The sequence below is a fragment of the Ralstonia sp. TCR112 genome, from assembly GCF_007997035.1.
Classification (GTDB): domain Bacteria; phylum Pseudomonadota; class Gammaproteobacteria; order Burkholderiales; family Burkholderiaceae; genus Ralstonia; species Ralstonia edaphi.
On the sequence record NZ_VOSS01000025.1, the window covers coordinates 85198 to 109002 of the forward strand.

Here is a 23805-nt window from a genome sequence, read left to right on the forward strand (position 1 = left end):
AAGGGCGGACGCGCGGGGTCGTCACTGTCGCTCGTTATCGCGCCCGGCTTTTAGACGCTTGAGGAACCAACGGCCAGCTGGGCCAGGCGGTGTGTCCTTTCGGTAGACAGCAAACATGGCGATCGGAGGCGTGTACGGTTGGAACGCTTCAAGCTGCAACGGCACGAGCTTTCCCGAATCGAGGTCATCCTGAACCATCGCCACCGGCATGTGCCCCCAGCCGAATCCAGCGCGCAGGAAGGCATGCTTGGCGCCGAGATCGGCCAGTCGCCATATATGCGGCGAGAAAACGCCGAAGGTCTTGCCTTCCGTGAGCGTCGTGCGATCGGTGAGCACCAGTTGCACATGCTCGTCGAGCTCAGCGGGACGAATGACCCCCGGCTTTGACGCCAACGGATGGGACGGCGCCGCCACGGTGATCATCGGGACATCCAGCAGTTTCTCCGCATCCAGAAGCTGTGGCACTGAGGGCATCGATCCGCTGATGCCGAGCCGGCATGCGTTGGTCAGCACCGGCTGCATGACCGCGCCCAGCGCCTCGACGTACAGCCGCAGAGGCGTGTGTGGAAACGCGTCGCGGAATGCCCCAACGGCGTCCGTCAGCGATGCCATCGGATACATCACGTCGACGACCACGGACAACTCCGGCTCAAGGCCATCCGACATCGCGCGCGCCTTCGCTTTGAACCCGTCCATGCCGCTCACCACGAGTCGCGCCTGCGCGAGCAAGGCCGTTCCCTCATCCGTCAGCCGTGGATAGCGCGCACTGCGGTCGAAGAGCTTGACGCCGATCTGGTTTTCCAGATTGGCCAAGGTATGGCTCACCACCGACTGTGCGCGTCGTAGTTTGCGACCTGCGGCGGAAAAGCTGCCCTCTTCGGAGGCCGCAATGAAGGTGCGGAGCTGATCCAGCGAGACGGCGTCGAGCATGTATCTATTTTGTAGATTGATTTCATCTAGAAATATAGGCTTCCTGGATACGTGTCAAGTCTCTACTCTTCGGTCATCCACTCTTTGAAAAGGACGATTGACATGAACCCGAACCTGAATGCCCAACTGAACGCCAACTCGGCCGTCCCGGCCGTAGGCCGCACGCTGATCGCTGCAATCTTCTTCATCAGCGGTATTGGCAAGTTGGCCGCGCCCGCTGCAACGATGGCCTATATCGCCTCGCTTGGCCTTCCCGCCCCAGCCCTGGGACTCATTGGCGCGCTCGTGCTGGAGCTGGCGGGCGCCACGCTGCTGGTCGTCGGTTACAAGACGCGGCTGGTTGCGCTCCTGCTTGCGGTATACGCCGTCGTGACGGCGCTGATCTTCCACCACGCGCTCGGCGACCAGAACCAGATGTTTCACTTCCTGAAGAATCTCGCCATGGCCGGGGGGCTCCTGCAGGTGGCCGCATTCGGGGCCGGCGCTTTCAGCATCGACAACCGCCGCGCAGCAGTCACGCGTGCGGCCGCCTGAGCCTCGCATTGCTGGAGACGACATCATGAGCATTGCGACAGCCCTTCTGCAGCAACACCTTGACTGGCTGGTGGACGACCCTCAGCAATGGCAGCAGTTGATTGCCGACAACATCGTGTGGGACCTGCCTTATGCGCCGAGCCTCGGCCATCCATTGAAGCTTGACGGGCGGGAATCCGTCCTGCGCCACGCGGGCTGGTTCGCGGGGGCGGTCGAGGACTTCCGCTTCTTCGATGCCATCCTGACTGCCACGGATGACCCTGAGCATGCGATTGCACGTGTTCGCGGCGAAGGACGCATCGCTGCGACCGGCCGCGCGTACCGCCAGGAGTACGTCATTTTCCTGACTGCCGAAGACGGCCGCATCGTGCATCTGCGCGAGTATTTCGATCCCGTCCAGGCCGCCCTTGCCCTCGATGCCCCAGTGGTGGGCGTCCCCTCCAGGAGCATCTGATGAAAGCGATCCAAGTTGCTGCCTATGGCAGCCCCGACAAGCTGACACTTGCCGAGCTCGACGACCCCGTGCCGGGCGACAACGAAGTACTGATCGATGTCGCCGCGGCGTCGGTGAATCCCATCGACTGGAAAATCGTCAGTGGTGCCATGAAGGCATTCATTCCGCTGCCACTACCGTTCACGCCCGGCGTGGACGCTGCAGGCACCGTCATCGCAGTGGGCCGCAACGTCACGGCGCTGAAGCGCGGTGACGAAGTGATGGGCTTTATCGGGATCGTCGGCGCATACGCCACGCGCGTCGTCGTCGAAGCGAGCCGGCTCGCGCGCAAACCAGCGTCTCTGGATTTCACAAGCGCGGCCGCCATCCCCGCAGCGTCGTTGACGGCGTGGCAGGCGCTGCATGAGCACGGCGCCTTGCGTGCCGGGCAGTCTGTGCTGATCCATGGCGCCGCGGGCGGCATCGGAAGCGCGGCAGTGCAGCTCGCCAGATTGGCCGGCGCCTATGTCATCGGCACGGCGTCGGGTGCAAATGGCGACTACGTGAAAAGCCTCGGTGCGACCGAGTTCATCGACTACCGTGCTGACGATTTCGCAAAACGGGTTGCAGGCGTGGACCTGGTGCTCGACCTCATCGGCGGCGAAACCCAGGCGAAATCATGGTCGGTGCTCAAGCCGGGCGGCACGCTGGTATCGACGGTTGCCAAACCGGACCTGGCGCGTGCCCACGAAGCGCAGGCAACGGGCCGCCACTTTGCGACCAGAAGCGACGGGCCGCTGCTCGAGAACGTGGCCGCGCTCCATGCGTCGGGCGAGATGCGCGTCCACGTCGAGTCGGTCTTTCCGCTGTTCGAAGCGGGCCGCGCATTGGATCTAAGCAGGGCCGGCCACGTGCGGGGCAAAGTCGTCCTCGACGCGACCGCATCAAAGACGGCTTAGGTACCAAAGTGAACTGCCGGAGATAGGGAGAAGGACTCGCGCATGTCGCGTGCCTCCTCCACCGGCGTTCTTCCAAAAAGGCGCTTGAACTCCCGGCTGAACTGCGACGTACTTTCATAGCCGACGCGTCCTGCCGCCGCAGCGGCGGTGAGGCCGTCGCGAATCATCATGAGGCGCGCATGATGGAGCCGCGTGGACTTGATGTACTGAATCGGCGACGTCTGTGTCACCACGCGGAAGTTGGCGTGGAATGCCGGCACGCTCATGCCGGCTTCTTCGGCAAGACGGGGCACGTTCAGCGGAGAAGCATAGTCGGCGTGGATGCGCTTGAGCGCCTTTGCCACGCGGCCGAATCGCCCGTGGTGCCCGAGCGCGGCGCATAACGCACCGCCTTGGGCGCCCGCCAGCACCCGATAGCAGATCTCCCGCACCAGGCCCGGCCCGAGAATGTGTGCATCCATCGGCACCGTCAAGGCTTCGAGCAACCGCACGGTTGCATCTGCGAGCGGGTCGTCAAGCGGTGTCGACACGATGCCGTTTGGCGCCGCGTCCGGTAGACGTCCGAACGCGCCGATCTGCGTGATCAGGTCGCTGAGCTCGAGCAGGTCGAGGCGAATCGACACGGCAAGCATCGGTTCCTCGCGCGATGCCTGGGTTTCGGTCGAGAACGGCAGCGGCACGGACAGCACGAGGTAGTGCTGCGCATCGTAAATGTAGACGTCGTTGCCAAGGAACCCGAGCTTGCGGCCCTGGCACACGATCACGATGCTGGGTTCGTACAGCACCGGCGTGCGCCCAAGGGGCCGGTCCGAACGCATCAGCCGCACGCTGTCCAGCGCCGACTGCGTATATCCCTCGCTCGGTGCCAGCTTCTCGATGAGGCGGACCATCTTGACGGACGCAAGAGAGCGGTTCTTCGACACGACAAACCTCCTGTTGCTTGCTACACGCGCCATTCTAGCTTCACGGTGAATGCGCCGCCGGCCAATTGATAGGAATAGGCAATAACGGCATCGGTCCGTGTATTCGCGCAACCTCACCGCGTTCCTATCATTCCATCACCGGCCGACGAGAAATACCGCTTCGTATCACGGTGTAACGTGCATCGGACATGGGGTGGGCGGGCTCGAACAGCAGCGGCCAGTTCATCGCCAACGATAGGAGTATGCAATATGGAAACTGTCTCAAACCAGTCCAAAGTCATTCTGATCACCGGCGCAAGCAGCGGGATCGGCGAGGGCGCGGCCCGCTTGCTTGCCGCACAGGGACATCGCGTCGTGATCGGCGCTCGCCGTACCGACAGGCTCGCGCGGCTCGCCGAATCGATCGAGGCGTCAGGCGGCGCCATTCGCTATCGCGAGCTCGACGTGACCTCCGCCGACGACGTGGCCGCATTTGCTCGCTTCGCGCTCGATGCGTTCGGCCGCATCGACGTGCTGGTCAACAATGCGGGCGTGATGCCGCTTTCGCCGCTCAACGCGCTGAAGGTGGAGGAGTGGAATCGGATGATCGACGTGAACATCCGCGGCGTGCTGCATGGCATCGCGGCGGTGCTGCCAACGATGGAAGCGCAAGGACGCGGACAGATCATCAATATTTCGTCGATCGGCGGCCTTTCCGTGTCGCCCACGGCCGCCGTCTACTGCGCGACCAAGTTTGCCGTGCGTGCCATCTCGGACGGCCTGCGCCAGGAAACCGACAAGATCCGCGTGACCGTGATCTGTCCCGGCGTCGTGGAGTCCGAGCTGGCTGACTCGATCTCGGACGATACCGCACGGGCCGCCATGCAGACGTTCCGACGCATCGCGATCACACCCGACGCCATCGCGCGTGCGATTGCTTACGCGGTGGAGCAGCCGGCCGATGTCGACGTCAGCGAGATCGTCGTGCGGCCGACGGCGAGCCCGTTCTGAGTCATCGATGGCAGCAGCCAACCCATCCCGATCCAGGAGCACACCATGACATCACCCAGCACCGCAAGCGGCGCCTTCGCAGGCAAGGTCGCCATCGTTACCGGCGCAGCCAGCGGCATCGGCCTCGCCACGACCGAACTGCTGCATGCCGAAGGCGCAAACGTGATCGCCGTGGGGCGCGGCAGCAACGTGGAAGCGCTGGCCCGCCCGGGCATCGTTCCGCTCGTCGCCGACGTGTCGCGCGAGGAAAGCGCCGTGCGCGCCGTGGCGACGGCCATCGAGCGGTTCGGCAGGCTCGACATTCTGGTCAACAACGCGGCGGTCATCATCAACAAGCCGCTGATCGATATGTCGCTCGACGACTGGAACGGCATTCAGGCCGTCAATGCGACGGGCGCATTCCTGTTCTCGCGCGAAGCCATGCGCGCGATGGTGCCGGCCAAGGGCGGGGCCATCGTGAACGTGGGTTCCTACGCGTGTTACCAGGCATTTCCGCTGATCTCGGCGTATGCGGCCTCGAAGGGCGCGCTCGCCCAGTTGACGCGTGCGCTGTCGCTCGAGGCGATCGAACACGGCATCCGCGTCAATGCCGTGGGCTCCGGCGACGTCATCACCAACATTACGAATCACATTCATGCGGACGGACAGGCGTTCCTCGCCGAGCACGGAAAGAAGGCGCCCATCCGCCGCGCCGCGCAGCCGAAGGAAATTGCGGAGGTGATCGCATTCCTCGCGTCGGAGAAGGCCAGCTTCATTGTGGGCGCGTCGTGATGGCCGACGGCGGCATGAGCGTCGCGTTGCCCTGAACACAGCAATCCATCCAACACCTGACCTGCAACTGAGGAGGTTCATCATGAAATCCGTATCCCGCACATGGTTTGTCACCGGCGCGTCGAAAGGCGTTGGCCGGAAACTCGTCACCCATTTGCTCGAGCAAGGCTACAGGGTCGCGGCTACCTCGCGCGCCGCGGCATCGCTGACCGATGTTTTCGGTCGCGCGTCAGACCGCTTTTTGCCGCTGGAGGTCGATCTGACGAACGATCGAAGCGTCCAGGATGCAATCGAAAAGACCGTGCAACGGTTCGGCGGTGTCGACGTCGTCGTGAACAACGCCGGATATGCGCAGCAAGGCACCGTCGAGGCACTGTCGGACGAGGAGCTTCGCCGGAACTTCGAAGTCAACTTCTTCGCGCCGATGACGGTCATGCGCCATGCATTGCCGCATCTTCGCCGGCAGCGCAGCGGGCACATCATCAACATCTCGTCCATCGTCGGCTATCACGGCGGATATGCGGGATGGGGCAGCTACGTCGCGAGCAAGTTCGCGCTATCGGGCGTGACGGAATCCCTCGCGGCGGAAGTCGCCGAACTCGGTATCCGCGCGACGGTCGTGTATCCCGGCCCGGTACGCACCGACTTCCTGTCGAGCGATGCGCTCGCCGTTGCCAAGCGGCAGATCGACGATTACTCCGAGGCGAAGGCTTCGCTGGACTTGCATCTCGGCACCCTGCACGGCCGCCAGGCCGGCGACCCGGACAAGCTCGCGCTTCTGATCATCCAGGCTGCAAACGTCGAATCGGCTCCGCTGCACCTGTTCGCCGGCAAGATCGCCAACGAACTCGCGGCTGCCAAGGCCAGCGCGGTCGAAAAGGACCTGCACGCGTGGAAGGGCTCCTCTGAAGCCACTGATTTCGCGGACTGACCCCGGTGTGGAAATGTCCCGGCTTTGCCGGAACGCTGCCCCTCCTGAGGGCGGGAGTGGTTCCTTTCGGTGGAAGGCGTCTGGCGTGCGCGGTTGGGCACGCCAGACGCAATCGGCTATGCGCGGCTCAGCCAATGGGAGCCGCTATTGCGCAGACGAGGCCGGGCGCAACGGCCCAGCCGATACATCATGGGGGGGCGAGGGGTATGACGGCGAGAGACGTCTCGCGGCCGATATGGGCAGTGGCGAACTGGCAGTACGCCAGCTTTACGCCCAAAAAGACAAAACCCAAGCACAGGCTTGGGTTTTGCGTGATGTCCTGGTGCCGCTGACCGGAATCGAACTGGTGACCTTCGCATTACGAATGCGCTGCTCTACCGACTGAGCTACAGCGGCGTCGGAAACAGCGATTCTAACAGAACTTTTTGTCGCTCTGCAAGAACCGCGGCAACAACAGTCTTACATGGCGTCGTCAGGCCGTTTTTTTGGCTTCGAGGTGATATTGCGTGACGCGATCCACCTCGTTTTTCGACCCCAGGACGACCGCCACGCGCTGGTGCAGCTTTTCGGGCTGGATATCCAGAATGCGTTGCTCGCCGTTGGTGGCTGCGCCGCCGGCTTGTTCCACCAGGAAGGCCATCGGGTTGGCTTCGTACATCAGGCGAAGCTTGCCGGCCTTGCCCGGCTCGCGCTTGTCCCACGGATACATGAAGATGCCGCCGCGCGTGAGGATGCGATGCACGTCAGCCACCATCGAGGCGATCCAGCGCATGTTGAAATCCTTGCCGCGCGGGCCTTCGGTGCCGGCCAGGCATTCGTCGATGTAGCGGCGCACGGGCGGGGCCCAGTGGCGCATGTTCGACATGTTGATGGCGAATTCCTTGGTATCGACCGGAATCTTCACGTCGCGGTGGGTCAGCACGAAGCTGCCGACTTCGCGGTCGAGCGTGAACATGTGCACGCCGTTGCCGACGGTCAGTACCAGCGTGGTCTGCGGGCCGTACACGGCATAGCCGGCAGCGACCTGCTTGACGCCGGGCTGCATGAAATCGGCTTCCGTCACGGCCTCGCCGGCCTTGGGCATGTGCAGTACCGAGAAGATCGTGCCAATCGACACGTTCACGTCGATGTTGGACGAGCCGTCGAGCGGATCGAACAGCAGCAGGTATTCGCCCTTCGGATAGCGGTGCGGAATCTCGTAGAACGATTCCATCTCTTCCGAGGCCATGGCGGCCAGGTTGCCGCCGTACTCGTTCGCTTCGAGCAGGACTTCGTTGGCGATCACGTCCAGCTTCTGCTGGGTTTCGCCTTGCACGTTGCCGGTGCCGGCCGAGCCGAGCACGCCGGCAAGGGCCCCCTTGTTGACGCTGTGCGAGATCGCCTTGCAGGCGCGCGCCACGACTTCGAGCAGCAGGCGCAGCTCGGCCGGGATGGTGTTGTGCTCGCGCTGCTCTTCGATCAGGTAGCGGGTGAGGTTGATGCGCTTCATGGGTTCTCCTGAGACGGGCGCGATTTTACGATACAAGCGGTGACATTCAGGCCAGCGCCTTGCCGACGATCTCGCGCACGTCGCGCGAGAGGCTCGGATGTGCCGCCACGCGCTTGAGCGCGTCCTGCATGGCGTCGCGCAGCGTGGGCACGTACTTGCGCCAGCGGTCCAGCGCGCGTGCCAGGCGGGCAGAGACCTGCGGGTTGATGGCGTCGAGCGCGAGCACCTGCTCGGCCCAGAACGCATAGCCGGAACCATCGGCGGCATGGAATTGCGCGGGGTTGCCGGAGCAGAAGCTGAAGATGAGCGAACGCGCCCGGTTCGGGTTGCGCAGCGTGAAGGCGGGGTGTGCCATCAGCGCGCGCACGGTGGCGAGCGTCGGCTTGCCTGCGGCGCCGGGCTGCATGGCCTGCAGCGAGAACCATTTGTCGATGACGAGGGCGTCGTCGGCAAAGCGCGTGTAGAAATCGGCCAGTGCGGCTTCGCGGCCGGGGGCGTAGCTGTTGACCATCGCCGAGAGGGCGCCCATGCGGTCGGTCATGTTGGTGGCGCCGGCATATTGCTGTTCGGCCAGGGCCAGCGCCTCGGAGGCTTCGGTTTCCACCAGATAGCCGAGGGCGATGTTCTTGAGGGCGCGCTTGCCTGCAGATACCGCATCGGGCGAGTAGGGCCCCTCGGTCTGGTTGTCCTGATAGGCACGCAGCAACTCTGCGTTGAGCTTCTCTGCCAGCGTGCGGCGCAGCGTGCGGCGTGCGGTGTGAATGGCGGCCGGGTCTGCCACGTCCATGCGCTCGGCCAGGTAACTTTCGGCGGGGAGGATCAGCATCTGCTCGCGGAAGGCTGGATCAAGCGACGTGTCGGCGACCACGGCACGCAGGGCTTCGACCAACGCTGGGTCGACCGCCGGTGCGCGGCCGTGCTGGATGTCCGCAACCATGCGCAGCAGGGTGTCGGTGGCCAGGCGCTGGCCGGCTTCCCAGCGGTTGAACGGGTCGGAATCGTGCGCGAGCTGGAACGTGAGCTGCTCCGTCGTATAACCGTATTCGACGATCACCGGCGCCGAGAAATTGCGCAGCAGCGAGGGCAACGGCGCTTCGGCCACATCTTCGAAGACGAAGGTCTGCTTGGTTTCGGTGAAGTCCAGCACGCGGGTGGTCACCGGCGAGGGCGATGCGGCCTCGCCACGCAAACGCAGCGGCAAGTCGCGGCCGTTCTTGTCGATCAGGCCGATCGCAAACGGAATGTGGAACGGTTGCTTCTGGATGCCGCTGTTGACTTCGATGCCGACCGGCTCGCAACGCTGGCGCAGCGTGAGCGTGTAGGTATGCGTGGCGGCATCGTGGTGGCCTTCGACTGCCACGACCGGCGTGCCGGCCTGGCTGTACCAGCGGCCGAATTGCGTGAGGTCGCGGCCGTTGGCATCGGCCATGGCGGCGCGGAAATCGTCGCAGGTGACGGCATGGCCGTCGTGACGCTGGAAGTACAGGTCCATGCCCTTGCGGAAACCGTCGCGGCCGAGCAGCGTCTGGTACATGCGCACGACTTCCGCGCCTTTTTCGTACACCGTGACGGTGTAGAAGTTGTTGATTTCTTCGTAGCTGTCGGGCCGCACCGGGTGGGCCATCGGGCCCGCATCTTCTGGAAACTGCGCCTGGCGCAGCACACGCACGTCTTCGATGCGCTTGACGGCGCGGGCGCTGGCAGCCGCGGCTTCATTGCCGGCTTGGGCGGCCGCTTGTGCCGCCATATCGGCGGAAAACTCCTGATCGCGGAACACCGTCAGGCCTTCCTTCAGGCTCAACTGGAACCAGTCACGGCAGGTGACGCGGTTGCCCGTCCAGTTGTGAAAGTATTCGTGGCCGACCACCGATTCGATGTTGGCGAAGTCAACGTCGGTGGCCGTCTCTGCATTGGCCAGCACGTACTTCGTGTTGAAGATGTTCAGGCCCTTGTTCTCCATCGCGCCCATGTTGAAGTCGCCCACGGCGACGATCATGAAGCGGTCGAGATCCAGCTCCAGGCCGAAGCGGCGCTCGTCCCAGTGGATGGAGTGGATGAGCGAATCCATTGCGTGGCGCGTCTTGCCCAAGTCTTGCGCTTCCACCCAGACCTGCAGCAGCTTCTCTTTGCCCGAGGCGGACTGGATGCGTTCTTCAATGCACTCGAGCTTGCCCGCCACCAGCGCGAACAGGTACGACGGCTTCTTGAACGGATCGTGCCACACCGCTTCGTGGCGGCCGTCCGGCAGGTCGCGCTCCGCCACGAGGTTGCCGTTGGACAGCAGCACCGGATAATCCGCTTTCGATGCGCGCAGCGTGACGGTGTAGACGGTCATCACGTCCGGGCGGTCGAGGAAGTAGGTGATCTTGCGGAAGCCCTCTGCCTCGCACTGCGTGAAGAAGTTGCCGTTGGAAACGTACAGACCCATCAGCGACGAGTTGGCGGCGGGATTGCAGTACGTGGTGAGTTCCAGCGTGAAGCTGGCGCCGACATCGGCCGGCACGGCATCGATGGTGAGCGTGTCGCCGGAGGCCTGCAGGCCGGATAGCGCCTTGCCGTCGACCGTTGCGCCCGCCAGCTCCAGCCCTTCACCCGCCAGCACGAGCGGCTTGCCGGCATCCGTGCGCGTCATGCGCATGCGGTTGACGACACGGGTGCGCTCGGGCACGAGATCGATCTCCAGGGCCACTTCGTCAATGCGGAAAGCGGGCGCGGTGTAGTCCTTGCGGTAAATCGTGACGGCGGTATCGGTGCGCAACATCGGTAACATCCTTATCTGCGTTGTCTGCGGTCGCAAAAGGCCATTGTACTCAGGCGCTTGGCGGGAATCTTCCGCGGCAGGCGTCACTCTGAGTAACAGACCGCGGGTGGCCTGTTTCCGGGGCCCGCGGCCATCTGTCTGATTGAGAGTAGGGGATTTTCTATGTGGAAATGGATCAAGTCATCGCGCGTCTGGCCGATGGCCGGCGCGTTGATGGCGGCCAGCCTCCTGGCGGGCTGTGCGAGCACGGTCACCAGTCAGGTGACGGCGTTCCGGCAGCCCGGCTGGACCGACACCCCGCCGCGCACCTATGCCTTCGAACGCACCGCAACGCAGCAAAATGACCTGGAACGCCAGACCTACGAGGCCTGGACATCAGACCAGCTGGCCGCTCACGGCTTCACGAGCGTGTCGCGTGCCAGCGCGCGCTATGTGGTCCGGCTGGACTATTCGACCGCCACGCGACTCGTGCAGGTGCGCCAGCCCGTGTATCCCGATCCGTACTGGGGGCCCGGGCCTTGGGGGCCGTGGCGCGGTCCTTGGGGGCCCTGGGGCCCGTGGGGACCGCAATACGTAGAGACCAACGTGCAGGTGCCGTTCTATGCCTATCACGTGGAAATTGACGAGGCAGCCACCGGCAAGCGCGTCTATCAGGTGACCGCGCAAACGCAGGGTGGGGATGGCTCCCTGACTGCTGTGATGCCTTATCTGGTACGCAGCGCGTTTGCCAATTTCCCGGCGCCGAATGCGCAGCCCATCTTCGTGGAACTGCCGATTGATCCATCGGTGAAACCGGCAGCGAAACCAGCATCCGGGCCGGCACCTAAGTAGTGCGCCCGGGTGGGTTTTGGCCGGCGGTCTACGTTAGAATGCGTGACCTAATTTGTAGGCCGCCAGCCGTACCCCGCTTGAGCGTTGTCACTTCATCCCGTCTCGCGCCGACCGCCACCCCTGGCCGGCGCTGCCTCCGCCCCGTCGCTACCCTCCTGACGGTGCTGCGCAACGCGTGCGGCCTCGCCCCCGGTTTCTCTCTGTTCCCACTGTTTTTCGCCACTTCGTCTCAGGGAGTTTCTGCCTGAGCGCATGTGCGCCTCGTCTGCGGAACTCCCCATCAGGATTCATTGCTATGAACGACAAGCTTCACGACGCCTCGCCGGATTCCCAAGACCAAGGCGCCGAGGCCGAACTGCGCCGCGCCGCGTTTGAATACCATCGCGCGCCGACGCGCGGCAAGATCGAGGTCCGCCCGACCAAGGCGCTGATCAACCAGCGCGACCTGTCGCTGGCGTATTCGCCGGGCGTGGCGTATCCGTGTACCGCGATCGAGCAAGATCCGTCGCTGGCGGCGGAGTACACCTCGCGCGGCAACCTCGTCGGCGTGATCACCAACGGCACCGCGGTGCTGGGCCTGGGCGACATCGGCCCGCTGGCCAGCAAGCCGGTCATGGAAGGCAAGGGCTGCCTGTTCAAGAAATTTGCCGGCGTGGATGTGTTCGATATCGAACTGGCCGAGCGCGACCCGGACAAGCTGGTCGACATCATCGCCTCGCTGGAGCCGACGCTGGGCGGCATCAACCTTGAAGACATCAAGGCGCCGGAGTGCTTCTACATCGAGCAGAAGCTGCGTGACCGCCTGAACATTCCCGTCTTCCACGATGATCAGCACGGCACGGCGATCATCTCGTCGGCGGCCCTGCTCAACGGCCTGAAGGTCGTCGGCAAGGACATCGGCAGCGTGAAGGTGGCCGTGTCGGGCGCGGGCGCCGCGGCCATCGCTTGCCTGGACGTGATGGTGGGCCTGGGCGTCAAGCGCGAGAACGTCTACGTGGTCGACTCCAAGGGCGTGATCTACGCCGGCCGCGACGCCAAGATGGAGCCGAACAAGGCACGCTATGCGCAAGACACGTCGGCCCGTACGCTGGCCGACATCGTGCGTGATGCAGACGTGTTCCTCGGTTGCTCGGCGGCCGGCGTGCTGACCGCCGACATGGTCAAAACCATGGCTCCGAAGCCGATCATCCTGGCGCTGGCCAACCCCGAGCCGGAAATCCGCCCGGAAATCGCCAAGGCCGCGCGCCCGGACTGCATCATCGCCACGGGCCGTTCGGACTACCCGAACCAGGTCAACAACGTGCTGTGCTTCCCGTACATCTTCCGCGGTGCGCTCGATTGTGGCGCCACCAAGATCACGGAAGAGATGAAGCTGGCCTGCGTGAAGGCCATTGCCGAGCTGGCAGAAGCCGAAACGAACGACGCCGTGGCGCAGGCTTACGCCGGCCAGGACCTGACCTTCGGCCCGGATTACATCATCCCGAAGCCGTTCGATTCGCGGCTGATCGAGAAGATCGCGCCGGCCGTCGCCAAGGCCGCAGAAGAGTCCGGCGTGGCCACGCGCCCGATCAAGGATCTGGACGCCTATCGCGCCCAGCTGAGCGACTTCGTGTACCACACGGGCCTGACCATGCGCCCGGTGTTCTCGGCCGCCAAGGCAACCCGAAGCGCGTCGTGTACGCCGAAGGCGAAGAAGAGCGCGTGCTGCGCGCGGTGCAGACGGTGGTCGACGAAGGCCTGGCCAAGCCGATCCTGGTCGGCCGTCCGCACGTGATCGAAATGCGCATCCAGAAGGCCGGCCTGCGCCTGAAGCCGGGCGTGCATTTCGAGCTGGTGGATCCGGAAGACGACCGCCGCTATCACCAGTACCACACCGCTTACCACGAGCTGATGGGCCGCAACGGCGTGACGCCGGACATGGCGAAGTCGGCGCTGCGCCGTTCGAACACGCTGATCGGTGCACTGCTGGTGCGTCTGGGTGATGCCGATGCGCTGCTCTGCGGCACGGTTGGCCGCTTTGACGCCCACCTGGAACACGTGCGCGACGTGATCGGCCTGGCCCCGAACGCCAAGGTGTTCGCCGCCATGAACGGCCTGATGCTCGAGAAGCACACGCTGTTCATCACCGATACGTTCGTCAACGAAATGCCAAGCGCAGAAGAGCTGGCCGACATCACCAAGCTGGCGGCAGAAGAAGTGCGCCGTTTCGGCCAGGAGCCGAAGGTCGCGATGCTGTCGCACTCGATGTTCGGCTCGTCAAAGAATGCGTCGGCCCGCCGCATGCGCGCTGCGTATGACCTGCTGAAGGCCGAAGCACCAAACCTGCAGGTGGAAGGCGAGATCCAGGGTGACGCGGCGCTGTCGGAAGACATCCGCCACCACTTCCTGCCGAAGAGCGCGTTCTCGGGCAGCGCAAACCTGCTGGTGATGCCGTCGCTTGACGCCGCCAACATCGCGTTCAACCTGCTCAAGATCACGGGCGGGCAGGGCGTGACGGTGGGCCCGATCCTGCTGGGTGCGGCCAAGCCGGTGCACATCCTGAACCCGTCGGCCACATCGCGCCGCATCGTCAACATGACGGCACTGGCGGTGGCAGATGTGTCGGCTACGCGTTGATCGGTTGATCGGACGCTTGGGCCGCAGAAGGTGGGCGGCCTAAAAGAAAACGGCGCCTGGGGAAAGTCCAGGCGCGTTTTTCTTTGCTGCCGACTGCTTAGAACTTCGCGCGGATGCCTACGCCGAAGGTGTCGGCCGAGCTAAGGTTCGTCACCTTGTCGCGCATGTACGCGGCGTACACATCGGTGCGCTTGGACAGCGAATAGTCGTACCCAACGGCCCACGTGTTGCGCTTCACGTCAGCCGCGCCAGAAGTCTTCGTGTACGCGTACGACGCGAGGATGCTGCCCGGGCCGACCGGCACCGATACACCCAGCTGCCCGCCGTTGCTCTTCGCATCGCCGGAGTTGATGGCGTTCTTGATGTACTGGTACTGGCCGTAGACCTTGGCCACGCCAAAGTCGTACGTGGCACCCAGCTGCGTCGCGGTCTGGCGCGAGAACCCTGCCACCAGTGCGTTCAGGTCACCCGGAGCGGAGTCGAAGCGCACCTGCTGGAACGCTGCGGTGGCTGCGAAGTTGCCACGGAAGTACAGGAAGTTGCCGCCCCACTTGTTCTGGCCGTTGTGACCAGCCTGCTCGCCCGCGCCGTAGATGAAGTTGGCGGTCAGACCGTTGAAGTCCGGCGTCGAATACATGATCGAGTTATTCCAGCCCGAATCGCCGACGAGGCCCGAGATGCCACCGGGGCCGCTCAGGCCGTTGCCGAGGTACGTGTGGAACACCATCGGCGAGAACGTGTACGAATCGATGAACGGGTTGAACAGGATCGTCGATACGAAATACGGCGGCGTCAGGCGGCCGAGCTTGATCGAGCCCCAGGTGCTCGATTGCAGGCCGACGAACGAGTTGCGGGCGAAGAACGTGTCGCCGTCAAAGCGGCCGTACTTGCCGGTGTCGGGGCGGAAGAACGCTTCCAGCGTGAAGATCGCCTTCAGGCCGTTGCCGAGGTCTTCGCTGCCCTTCATGCCCCAGTACGACGTGGACATCCCGCCCGAGTTGACGCCCCAGGCGCGGTCGGATGCGCCCAGGCTCTTGGTGGCGCCCGCCCAGGCATCCACCTGGCCGTACAGCGTGACGGACGATTGCGCCTGCGCACCGGCACTTGCTGCCCCCAGTGCCGATGCCACTGCCAGCGCGGCCATGCCACGCTTGAATTTCGACTGCATTGCTACCTCCTTTGTTGTTGAAGATCACTGCAGGTTGCGCCGCATTCTTTGATGCAGTCACAGGCCGGCTGGTCAGGCTCCATGCCGGACGGTGTCCCATGCCCCATGACACCGCGCCCACAGCGTTGTTTTTTGCTGATGAACCTGAAAAATCAGTTTGCTGAAATCAAATCGGCCAGGCGGAAACCTGCAATGCGATGAATCTGTTCGAGCGAGGCACGCAGCTCGGTATCGCGGTCGTTTTCCACGCGCTTGCTGAAGTTGTCGATGATCCCGTGGCGGTCGTAGCCGCGCACTGCCAGGATGAACGGGAAGCCGAACTTCTCGTTGTACTGCGCGTTGAGTGCCTGCAGGCGTGCAAACTCTTCCGGCGTGCACTGGTTCAGGCCCGCACCGCTTTGCTCGCGCGTCGACTCGGCGGTCAGTTCACCGCGCACGGCCGCCTTGCCCGCCAGCTCGGGGTGAGCGCGCACGAGCTTGAGTTGCGGCTCGATGCCAGCCGAGTCCACCGCATTGCGCATGGCAGCCGCCAGCGCCTCGGCCGAGGCGAACGGGCGTTGCGTGGCGGCCTGTTCGGCAACCCACGGCGAATGCTCGTAGACGCCGCCGAGGACTTGCACGAACTGCGATGCGTCCATGCCGTTGAGTTGCGAAAGGGTGTAGGTGGTCTGGCTCATGCTGTGGTGCTCAAAACGGGTTGCTTGGCATACGGATGGTTCTGGATCCAGTGCTGCGCGATGTCGATACGGCGGCAGATCCAGACCTTGTCGTGCGATTGCACGTAGTCGAGGAAGCGCTGCAGCGCACGGAAGCGCGCCGGCCGGCCCAGCAGGCGGCAGTGCATGCCGATCGACAGCATCTTCGGCTGCGCGAGGCCGTTCGGATCGCCTTCCTCGTACAGCACGTCGAAGGCGTCCTTCAGGTACTGGTAGAAGTGGTCGGCCGTGTTGAAGCCTTGCGGGCTGGCAAAGCGCATGTCGTTGGTGTCGAGCGTGTACGGCACCACCAGGTGCGGCTTGGTCTCGCCGGATGACGTTTGGACTTCGGTCCAGAAGGGCAGGTCGTCGCCGTAATAGTCGGCGTCGTAGGCAAAGCCGCCGTGCTCGACCACCAGACGGCGCGTGTTGGGGCTGTCGCGGCCGGTGTACCAGCCCAGCGGTGCGTTGCCGGTCAGCTCGCGAATGATCTCGACGCCGATGCGCATGTGCTCGCGCTCGGTGGCTTCGTCGACGTTCTGATAATGGATCCAGCGCCAGCCGTGGCAGGCGATTTCGTGGCCCAGGTCAACGAAGGCTTGCGTCACGTCCGGATGGCGCTGCAGGGCCATTGACACACCGAAGATCGTCAGCGGCAGGCCGCGCTTTTCAAACTCGCGCAGGATGCGCCACACGCCCGCGCGCGATCCGTATTCGTAAATCCCCTCCATGCTCATATGGCGGGCAGGGTAGGCCGCGGCGCCAATGATTTCCGAGAGGAACTGCTCGGAGCCCGCGTCGCCGTGCAACACGCAGTTTTCACCGCCTTCCTCGTAGTTGAGGACGAACTGCAGGGCGACGCGCGCACCGCCCGGCCAGTTGGCGTTGGGCGGGTTCTTGCCGTAACCGATGAGATCGCGCGGATAGTTATTGTTTGTCATGGTTTTTCATGTCGAGGAGACTTCATACAACACCGGTCAGACAGTGGAATGCGGCTTTCCAAATTCACGACATCACAGCGGCGTCATGAACCAGGCAAGGCGCCATCGCGTCAAGCCGGGACTGCCCGGGCAGCCTGCGCCAGTTCCAGCGCGAGCTTCCGGTGAACCGTGAGATGGGCGTCGAGTTCAAGCGTGGTCAGGCGGCCGTCTTCGACGACCACGCGCCCGTTGATCACGCTGTGCGCCACGTTGGACGGGGCGCAGAACACCAGCGCCGCGACGGGGTCGTGGTCGGCGCCGGCAAAGCCGACTTGGTGACGATCGAAGCTGACAAAGTCGGCCGACATGCCGGGTGCGAGCGCGCCGATGTCGTCGCGGTTGAGCACGCGCGCGCCGCCGAGCGTGGCGATCTCCAGCGCCTCGCGCGCGCTCATCGCAGCGGGGCCAAAGCCGACGCGTGCGAGCAGCATGGCTTGGCGCGTTTCGCCGAGCATGTGCGCTCCATCGTTCGACGCGCTGCCATCCACGCCGAGGCCGACCGGCACGCCGGCATCGCGCATCGTGCGGATGGGCGCAATGCCCGACGCAAGCCGCATGTTCGAGCACGGGCAATGCGCAACGCCGGTGCCGGTGCGCGCAAACACGTCGATGCCGTGGGCGTCGAGCTTTACGCAGTGCGCATGCCAGACGTCGTGGCCGACCCAGCCGAGGTCTTCCGCGTACTCGGCCGGCGTCATGCCGAACTTCTCGCGTGAGTAAGCGATGTCGTTGTCGTTCTCGGCCAGGTGGGTGTGCATCGACACGCCGTAGCTGCGGGCGAGCTTGGCCGATTCGCGCATCAGGTCACGCGAGACGGAGAAGGGCGAGCACGGCGCCACCACCACACGCAGCATCGAATGGCGGTCGGCGTTGTGCCACGTTTCAATCAGGCGCTGCGTTTCCTTCAGGATGGCTTCTTCGCCTTCGACCACGCGGTCCGGCGGCAAACCGCCCTGGCTGCGGCCGACGCTCATGCTGCCGCGCGCCGCGTGAAAACGCATGCCGATCTGTTGCGCGGCTTCGATCGAATCATCGAGCCGGCTGCCGTTCGGGTACAGATACAGATGGTCGCTGGACGTCGTGCAGCCCGAGAGCAGCAGTTCCGCCATCGCGGTAAGCGTAGACACGCGCACCATCTCGGGCGTGAGGCCCGCCCACACCGGGTACAGGTTCGTCAGCCAGCCGAACAGTTCCGCATCCTGCGCGGCGGGCAGGGCGCGCGTCAGGCTTTGATACATGTGATGGTGCGTGTTGACGAAACCCGGCGTGACCACGTGGTCGCGCAGTTCCATCACGCGTACGTTGGGTTGGCGCGTTGTGTTATCAGCGGCATCGCGATACTGCGACGGCAGATCGGCCGTGGCGCCCACCCATTCGATCACGCCACCGCGCGCAACCAGGGCGCCGTCCGGGATCTCGCGGCGTTGCGCATCCATGGTGACCAGCACGTCGGCATGACGGGCGATCAGAAGCGGGTCGTTGTGCCCGACAGTGGCGTTCATGCAATTACTCCGTGCCGTGGGTGTTGGCGGCCGCGTCGCGCATTGCGTGCTCGGCAGACTGCATGCCGTTGTAGTACAGGTTCAGGATGACCGCGACCAGCGTGCCCAGCACGATGCCGCTGTGCGTGACGGGCTCCAGCCAATGCGGCAGGTACTGGAAGAAGGTCGGTGCCAGCGTCGGGATCATGCCGAAGCCGATCGAGATCGCCACGATGAACAGGTTGTGGCGGTACTTGTTGAAATCGATCGAGCCGAGAATGCGCACGCCGGTCGCGGCCACCATGCCGAACATCACAATGCCCGCACCGCCCAGCACGAACGAAGGTACCGACGCCACGATGTGCGCCATCTTCGGGAACAGGCCCAGCGCGATGAGAATCACGCCGCCCATGGCCGCCACGTATCGCGAACGCACCCCCGTGACCGTCACCAGCCCGACGTTCTGCGAGAACGATGTGTACGGGAACGTGTTGAACACGCCGCCGATCACGGTGCCCAGACCGTCGGCGCGCAGGCCGCGTGTGAGGTCATCGGTGGACAGCTTCTTGCCGGTGATTTCCGCCAGCGCCAGGAACATGCCGGTCGATTCCACCAGGGTGATCAACATCACGATGCACATCGAGGCGATGGCGCCGAAGTGGAAGGTCGGCATGCCGAAGTGCAGCGGCGTGATCACAGCCACCCAGTCGGCGTCGGTGATGCCGGCAAAGCTGACCTTGCCGAACGCCATGGCGATGAACGTGCCGATCACGATGCCCAGCAGCACGGCAATGTTGCCGATCAGGCCGCGGCCGTACTTTGTCAGCAACAGGATGATGACGAGCACTGCCAGCGCGATGCCCAGGCCGCTCAGATCGCCGTAGGCCGGGTTGGGCACGGTCTTGAGCACGCCGTCGACCATGGTCTTCATGGTCGGCTGGCCACCTGCTGCCCAGTTGATGCCAACGCCCATCAGCGACATGCCGATCAGCGTGATGACGGTGCCCGTCACGACCGGCGGGAAGAGCCCTAGCACGCGGCCCATGAGCGGCGCGACGATGATGCCGAACAACCCCGCCGCGATCACCGCGCCGTAGATGCCGAGCAGGCCGATGCTCGGGTCGGTGCCGATGGCAATCATCGGGCCCACCGAGGCGAAGGTCACGCCCATCATGACCGGCATGCGAATGCCGAACTTCCAGATGCCGAAAGCCTGGATGAGGGTGGCAAGGCCAGCGGCAAACAAATCCGCGTTGATCAGAAAAGCGAGCTGTTCCTTGGGCAGATGCAGTGCACCGCCCACAATCAGAGGCACTGCCACGGTGCCTGCATACATCACCAATACATGTTGCAGACCCAATGCGAGCAGGCGTCCGTACGCCACGCGCTCATTGGTCAGATCCGCCGTGGGGGCGGCGATGGTGCTGCTTGCCATAAAGGTCTCCTTTGGGTGGTAAGCCGGACGGCGTCCGGCTTGTGGCGGCTGGCCTCTGTCGTGCCGGCTCGCCCGATACAGCTAACCGGTCCTAGATTTTGTCCTTCCCGCCGCGCGGGCCCAATACCGAACGCAGATCGAAATCAGCGGGCGCTTCGGGGCGCACGCGATCGGCGCAGCATTGCAAGTGCTGGGCCATGTGGGCCTGGGCAGCGCTGGCGTCGCCACGCTCCAGCGCATTGAGGATGTCGAGGTGTTCGTCGAAGGAGCAGGCGTTGTTGCCGGGAGCCTCCACGCTGGCGATCATCAGCGTGGTGCGCGACACCAGCCGGCGCATCATCTCGACCACCAGCGGGTTGCCGGATTGCTCGGCCAGCGCCACATGAAATTCCGCAGACAGGCGAATCCAACGCGGGCGATCGTGCGTGACAAATGCCTGCCGCTCCTGCTTGACGAGTTCCATGAGCGGCGCAATGGCAGCCTTTGGATTGCTGCTGCGGCCGACCTTGTCGAGCACCGCACGCTCCAGGATCTGGCGCAGCTCGAACATGGCGTGGGCTTCGTCGATGGAGGGCGCGGCGATGAACGCGCCGCGATTCGGCTCCAGGTCGACCAGGCCGTCGGCGGCCAGCTGGGAGAAGACCTTGCGCACCGTATGACGCGCGGTGGCATAGATTTCGCACAGCGCATGCTCCGTCAGCTTGGTGCGCGGGGGCAGGCGGTGCTCCATGATCGCGTCGTAGATCTCGTGATACATCCGTTCTTCGACCGACATGCGTGTTGCTCCCGATGCCTTAGCGCCCGACTTCGACACCGCTTCCGTGGAGACCAGCTTGAGATTCTTGGACATGGCAGACCCGCCTTTGAGTAACGCGCCGCAGCATAAGCAACTGCGAAAATCTGTTGACAATTATTCGTGGCGACCTTCAATATTGTCAACAAAATGCGTTCGGGAATCCGACAAACTAGGGAAATCCCTGTTTCAAGCCGAGTCTAGCGATACGGCGGAAGCAAGGCGTCGGACCCAGAACGAGCGACGGCTTTGCCGGTTTGGCATGCACCCTCCCAACATGGGCGGCAGGCGTAAACCGGCTGGACGCGCGCCGGGATGCGTGCACAGCACGTACCGAGCGGGCCCCGACGCCAATCCTTGTCACACAAGGGTTTGGCGCGAGGTGCAAGTGGAGGCAGCGGCGCTTCTGAAAATTCGAACTACAGAGGAAGACAAATGGGACGCTTGACCACCCATGTGCTCGACACCGCTGCAGGCACGCCGGGCCAAAACCTGGCGATCGCACTGTTCAAAATTGTCGACAATCAGCGGCAACCGATCAAATCGGTCCGCACCAATTACGATGGCCGTTGCGATGCGCCGCTGCTGGAAGGCGACGCGCTGCAAACCGGCGTATATGAGCTGGACTTCGGCGTGGGCGAGTACTACCGGGCCGCCGGCGTCAAACTCCCCGAGCCCGCGTTCCTCGACGTGGTGACGCTGCGCTTTGGCGTAGCCGATACGAGCGCGCACTACCACGTGCCGCTGCTGGTGTCGCCGTGGTCGTATTCGACCTATCGCGGTAGCTGAGAGGGCAGGGACTCATCATGGAAGGCTATATCCTCGACTGGGCCAACTTGCTCTTGCGTTGGCTGCACGTGATCGTCGCGATCGCGTGGATCGGTTCGTCGTTCTACTTCGTCTGGCTCGATAACAGCCTGACCAAGCCGACCGCGCCGGACCTGAAGGACAAGGGCGTCGACGGCGAGCTGTGGGCCGTGCACGGCGGCGGGTTCTACAACCCGCAGAAGTACCTGCTGGCGCCGAAGCAGCTGCCGGACCATCTGCACTGGTTCTACTGGGAGTCGTATTCGACCTGGATGTCGGGCTTCGCCCTGCTGACGGTGGTGTACCTGTTCAACGCCAACGTCTACATGATCGATCGCAGCGTGTTCGACATGACGGCGACAACGGCCGTGCTACTGGCGCTGGGCTTCCTCGTGGTCGGCTGGCTCGTGTACGACACGATCTGCCGCGTGTTCGGCAAGAACGATCGCGTGGTCGGCATTCTCGTGGCGATCTACGTGGTGATTGCCGCGTTTGCGGCGTGCCACCTGTTCTCGGGCCGCGCGGCATTCCTGCTGATCGGCGCGATGATCGCAACGATCATGAGCGCCAACGTGTTTTTCTGGATCATCCCGGGGCAACGCAAGGTGGTCGCCTCGCTCAAGGCAGGCGAAAAGCCGGACCCGATCCACGGCAAGCGCGGCAAGCAGCGCAGCGTGCACAACACGTATTTCACGCTGCCAGTGCTGTTCGCGATGCTGTCGAACCACTACAGCATGACGTACGCCGCCAAGTACAACTGGGTTGTGCTGGTGCTGATCATGCTGGCCGGCGTGCTGATCCGTCAGTTCTTCATCCTGAAGCACAAGGGCGTCGTGAACTGGGGCTATCCGGCAGCGGGTGTGGCTGTGCTGTTGGGTGTGGCGGTGTGGCTGGCTCCGGTGTCGCGTCCGGCAGCTCCGGCGGCAGAAGCACCGGCGGCGACGGCGCCTGCAGCGGCGACAGAAGGCGGCACTGCAGCGCCTGCGGCAGCCGCTGGCGGCTCGGACTTCGCCAAAGTACAGGCAGTCGTTACCGCACGGTGCTACCAATGTCACTCGGCTCATCCTACCCTGATGCCTTCGCCGGCCAAGGGCGTGTTGCTCGATTCGCCGGAAGAACTGGGCAAGCATGCACAGCTCGTCTACCAGCAGGTCGTGCAGCAAAAGCTGATGCCGCTGGGCAACGTGACGCAAATCACTGACGACGAGCGCATGATCATCGCCAAGTGGTTCGAAGGCGGCGCCAAGACGAACTGAGGCGCACGCTGAGCAACAACAGAACGGTTTATCGGAGCATGCCATTCGTTCCCTAGCGGGTGGCATGACCGGTGAGGGTTGAACGGGGCTGCGGCCCCGTTTTTTTTTCGCCTGAAGCGTCTGCAGTGATGTGTCCGTGGCTGGGCTGAATTCGCCGCTGCGTCACCGGCTGCAAGGGGCGCCGACAGGGCAGCCCCAGAGCCCCCGGATTGACGACTTATTTCCCGACGCCGAGCAACGCCAGCACGCCCAGCACCAGGAAGATCAGCGCCGCAATCCGATGCACCAGCGTGATCGGCATGCGCGCAGCGAACTTGTTGCCCATCAGCACCGCCGGCACGTTGGCGAGCAGCATGCCGACAGTCGTGCCTGCCACGACAGAGAACACGTCGTGAAAGCGCGCCGCCAGTGCCACGGTCGCGATCTGCGTCTTGTCGCCCATCTCGGCAAAGAAGAACGCAACGATGGTGGTCCCGAGGATGCCCAGGCCGCGCTGCGTCGTCGAGGGCGCTTCGTCGTCGTCGAGCTTGTCCGGAATCAGCATCCACCCGGCCATGGCGATAAAGCCTACGCCCAGGATCCACCGCAGCACGTTTTCACCCAGCACGTGCGTGATCCAGCCACCGACGGCGCCGGCCAGTGCGTGGTTGACGAGGGTGGAGATGAAGATGCCGAGAATGATCGGCACCGGCTTGCGAAAACGCGCGGCCAGCAGGATCGACAGCAACTGCGTCTTGTCGCCGATTTCTGCGAGCGCGACGATGCCGGTGGAGACGAGAAAGGCTTCCATGTTGTTGTGGTGTCCGGGCCGTATGCGAACCAATGACGCGCCACTGCCGGCCCTGTCCGCAGTGGGTTGTCATCGGTCTCGCCAGGCGCGTCACCGAGTGCACGAATGGCACCCTGAGTGCGGCTGACCACGCCATAACCGCCTGTCGTTGCGACGGCGGTCAAGTCTGTTGACGTGGCCCTCGAAGTGACGACTTCGAGCGGCTACTCCCCAATGGAAGCCGCGATTATAA

The 23805-nt window shown here is 63.9% G+C and carries 19 protein-coding genes, 1 tRNA gene, 2 pseudogenes and 1 riboswitch; of the genes and pseudogenes, 10 read left to right on the plus strand and 12 right to left on the minus strand.

What is annotated here, in order from left to right:
- Positions 1–21: 21 nt before the first annotated feature.
- Positions 22–930, minus strand: coding sequence for a LysR family transcriptional regulator (locus tag FUT88_RS09025; RefSeq protein ID WP_147214675.1), 909 nt, complete (start codon positions 928–930; stop codon positions 22–24).
- A 102-nt stretch (positions 931–1032) separates the two neighbouring features.
- Between FUT88_RS09025 and FUT88_RS09030 the strand changes: the two genes are divergently transcribed.
- Genes FUT88_RS09030 through FUT88_RS09040 form a run of 3 tightly spaced genes read left to right on the plus strand, consistent with a single transcriptional unit; the run spans position 1033 to position 2856 of the window.
- Positions 1033–1464, plus strand: a complete 432-nt coding sequence (locus tag FUT88_RS09030; RefSeq protein ID WP_104565723.1) for a DoxX family protein — start codon at positions 1033–1035, stop codon at positions 1462–1464.
- A gap of 25 nt (positions 1465–1489) precedes the next feature.
- Positions 1490–1918, plus strand: a complete 429-nt coding sequence (locus tag FUT88_RS09035; RefSeq protein WP_063391469.1) for a nuclear transport factor 2 family protein — start codon at positions 1490–1492, stop codon at positions 1916–1918.
- Complete coding sequence (locus FUT88_RS09040; protein ID WP_147214676.1) at positions 1918–2856, plus strand: NADP-dependent oxidoreductase; 939 nt, start codon at positions 1918–1920, stop codon at positions 2854–2856. The genes FUT88_RS09035 and FUT88_RS09040 overlap by 1 nt, the downstream gene beginning before the upstream one ends.
- Here the strand turns inward: FUT88_RS09040 and FUT88_RS09045 are convergent.
- Positions 2853–3746, minus strand: coding sequence for an AraC family transcriptional regulator (locus FUT88_RS09045; protein WP_186829262.1), 894 nt, complete (start codon positions 3744–3746; stop codon positions 2853–2855). The genes FUT88_RS09040 and FUT88_RS09045 overlap by 4 nt on opposite strands.
- Positions 3747–4028: 282 nt before the next feature.
- On the opposite strand from FUT88_RS09045, the gene FUT88_RS09050 reads away from it, so the two are divergent.
- The 3 genes and pseudogenes from FUT88_RS09050 to FUT88_RS09060 all read left to right on the plus strand — a co-directional run bounded on the left by FUT88_RS09050 (position 4029) and on the right by FUT88_RS09060 (position 6471).
- Positions 4029–4769: an SDR family oxidoreductase gene (locus tag FUT88_RS09050; protein ID WP_147214709.1), complete on the plus strand. Its 741-nt coding sequence runs from the start codon at positions 4029–4031 to the stop codon at positions 4767–4769.
- Between the two features lie 45 nt (positions 4770–4814).
- A pseudogene (locus FUT88_RS09055) lies at positions 4815–5575 on the plus strand (SDR family NAD(P)-dependent oxidoreductase).
- 47 nt (positions 5576–5622) lie between these two features.
- Positions 5623–6471, plus strand: a complete 849-nt coding sequence (locus tag FUT88_RS09060) for an SDR family oxidoreductase (protein WP_147214678.1) — start codon at positions 5623–5625, stop codon at positions 6469–6471.
- A 320-nt stretch (positions 6472–6791) separates the two neighbouring features.
- Here FUT88_RS09060 and FUT88_RS09065 read toward each other — a convergent pair.
- The 3 genes from FUT88_RS09065 to pepN all read right to left on the minus strand — a co-directional run bounded on the left by FUT88_RS09065 (position 6792) and on the right by pepN (position 10721).
- Positions 6792–6867 (minus strand) — tRNA-Thr (locus tag FUT88_RS09065).
- A 76-nt stretch (positions 6868–6943) separates the two neighbouring features.
- On the minus strand, positions 6944–7960 hold the full coding sequence (locus FUT88_RS09070; RefSeq protein ID WP_147214679.1) for a class 1 fructose-bisphosphatase: 1017 nt from the start codon (positions 7958–7960) through the stop codon (positions 6944–6946).
- 46 nt (positions 7961–8006) lie between these two features.
- The gene (pepN, locus tag FUT88_RS09075; protein ID WP_147214680.1) at positions 8007–10721 is read right to left on the minus strand and encodes an aminopeptidase N; all 2715 of its coding nucleotides are present in this window, start codon (positions 10719–10721) and stop codon (positions 8007–8009) included.
- A 162-nt stretch (positions 10722–10883) separates the two neighbouring features.
- Here pepN and FUT88_RS09080 point away from each other — a divergent pair, with 162 nt between their 5' ends.
- Both FUT88_RS09080 and FUT88_RS09085 read left to right on the plus strand, forming a co-directional pair.
- Positions 10884–11552 carry a DUF4136 domain-containing protein gene (locus tag FUT88_RS09080; protein ID WP_147214681.1) on the plus strand — a complete coding sequence of 223 codons (669 nt, stop codon included), beginning with the start codon at positions 10884–10886 and terminating at the stop codon, positions 11550–11552.
- A 295-nt stretch (positions 11553–11847) separates the two neighbouring features.
- Positions 11848–14168, plus strand: a pseudogene (locus FUT88_RS09085) (NADP-dependent malic enzyme).
- Between the two features lie 97 nt (positions 14169–14265).
- Here FUT88_RS09085 and FUT88_RS09090 read toward each other — a convergent pair.
- The 6 genes from FUT88_RS09090 to FUT88_RS09115 form a co-directional block, all read right to left on the minus strand.
- Positions 14266–15336 (minus strand): porin, encoded by a 1071-nt coding sequence (locus FUT88_RS09090; protein ID WP_147214682.1) that lies wholly within the window; start codon positions 15334–15336, stop codon positions 14266–14268.
- Positions 15337–15488: 152 nt separating this feature from the next.
- Positions 15489–16013, minus strand: coding sequence for a 2-oxo-4-hydroxy-4-carboxy-5-ureidoimidazoline decarboxylase (gene uraD / locus FUT88_RS09095; RefSeq protein ID WP_147214683.1), 525 nt, complete (start codon positions 16011–16013; stop codon positions 15489–15491).
- Entirely contained in the window at positions 16010–16972 is a 963-nt protein-coding gene (puuE, locus tag FUT88_RS09100) for an allantoinase PuuE (protein WP_147214684.1), read from the minus strand. The genes uraD and puuE overlap by 4 nt, the downstream gene beginning before the upstream one ends.
- A gap of 110 nt (positions 16973–17082) precedes the next feature.
- Positions 17083–18513: an 8-oxoguanine deaminase gene (locus FUT88_RS09105; protein WP_147214685.1), complete on the minus strand. Its 1431-nt coding sequence runs from the start codon at positions 18511–18513 to the stop codon at positions 17083–17085.
- A 4-nt stretch (positions 18514–18517) separates the two neighbouring features.
- Complete coding sequence (locus FUT88_RS09110) at positions 18518–19927, minus strand: nucleobase:cation symporter-2 family protein (protein WP_147214686.1); 1410 nt, start codon at positions 19925–19927, stop codon at positions 18518–18520.
- Positions 19928–20018: 91 nt separating this feature from the next.
- The gene (locus tag FUT88_RS09115; RefSeq protein WP_147214687.1) at positions 20019–20777 is read right to left on the minus strand and encodes a GntR family transcriptional regulator; all 759 of its coding nucleotides are present in this window, start codon (positions 20775–20777) and stop codon (positions 20019–20021) included.
- Positions 20778–21155: 378 nt separating this feature from the next.
- Here FUT88_RS09115 and uraH point away from each other — a divergent pair, with 378 nt between their 5' ends.
- The gene (gene uraH / locus FUT88_RS09120) at positions 21156–21509 is read left to right on the plus strand and encodes a hydroxyisourate hydrolase (protein WP_147214688.1); all 354 of its coding nucleotides are present in this window, start codon (positions 21156–21158) and stop codon (positions 21507–21509) included.
- Positions 21510–21526: 17 nt separating this feature from the next.
- Positions 21527–22783, plus strand: coding sequence for a urate hydroxylase PuuD (locus tag FUT88_RS09125; RefSeq protein WP_147214689.1), 1257 nt, complete (start codon positions 21527–21529; stop codon positions 22781–22783).
- A 217-nt stretch (positions 22784–23000) separates the two neighbouring features.
- Here FUT88_RS09125 and FUT88_RS09130 read toward each other — a convergent pair whose 3' ends face one another.
- Positions 23001–23573: a TMEM165/GDT1 family protein gene (locus tag FUT88_RS09130; protein WP_027681002.1), complete on the minus strand. Its 573-nt coding sequence runs from the start codon at positions 23571–23573 to the stop codon at positions 23001–23003.
- A gap of 83 nt (positions 23574–23656) precedes the next feature.
- Positions 23657–23797: riboswitch (yybP-ykoY riboswitch) on the minus strand.
- Between the last annotated feature and the right edge of the window lie 8 nt (positions 23798–23805).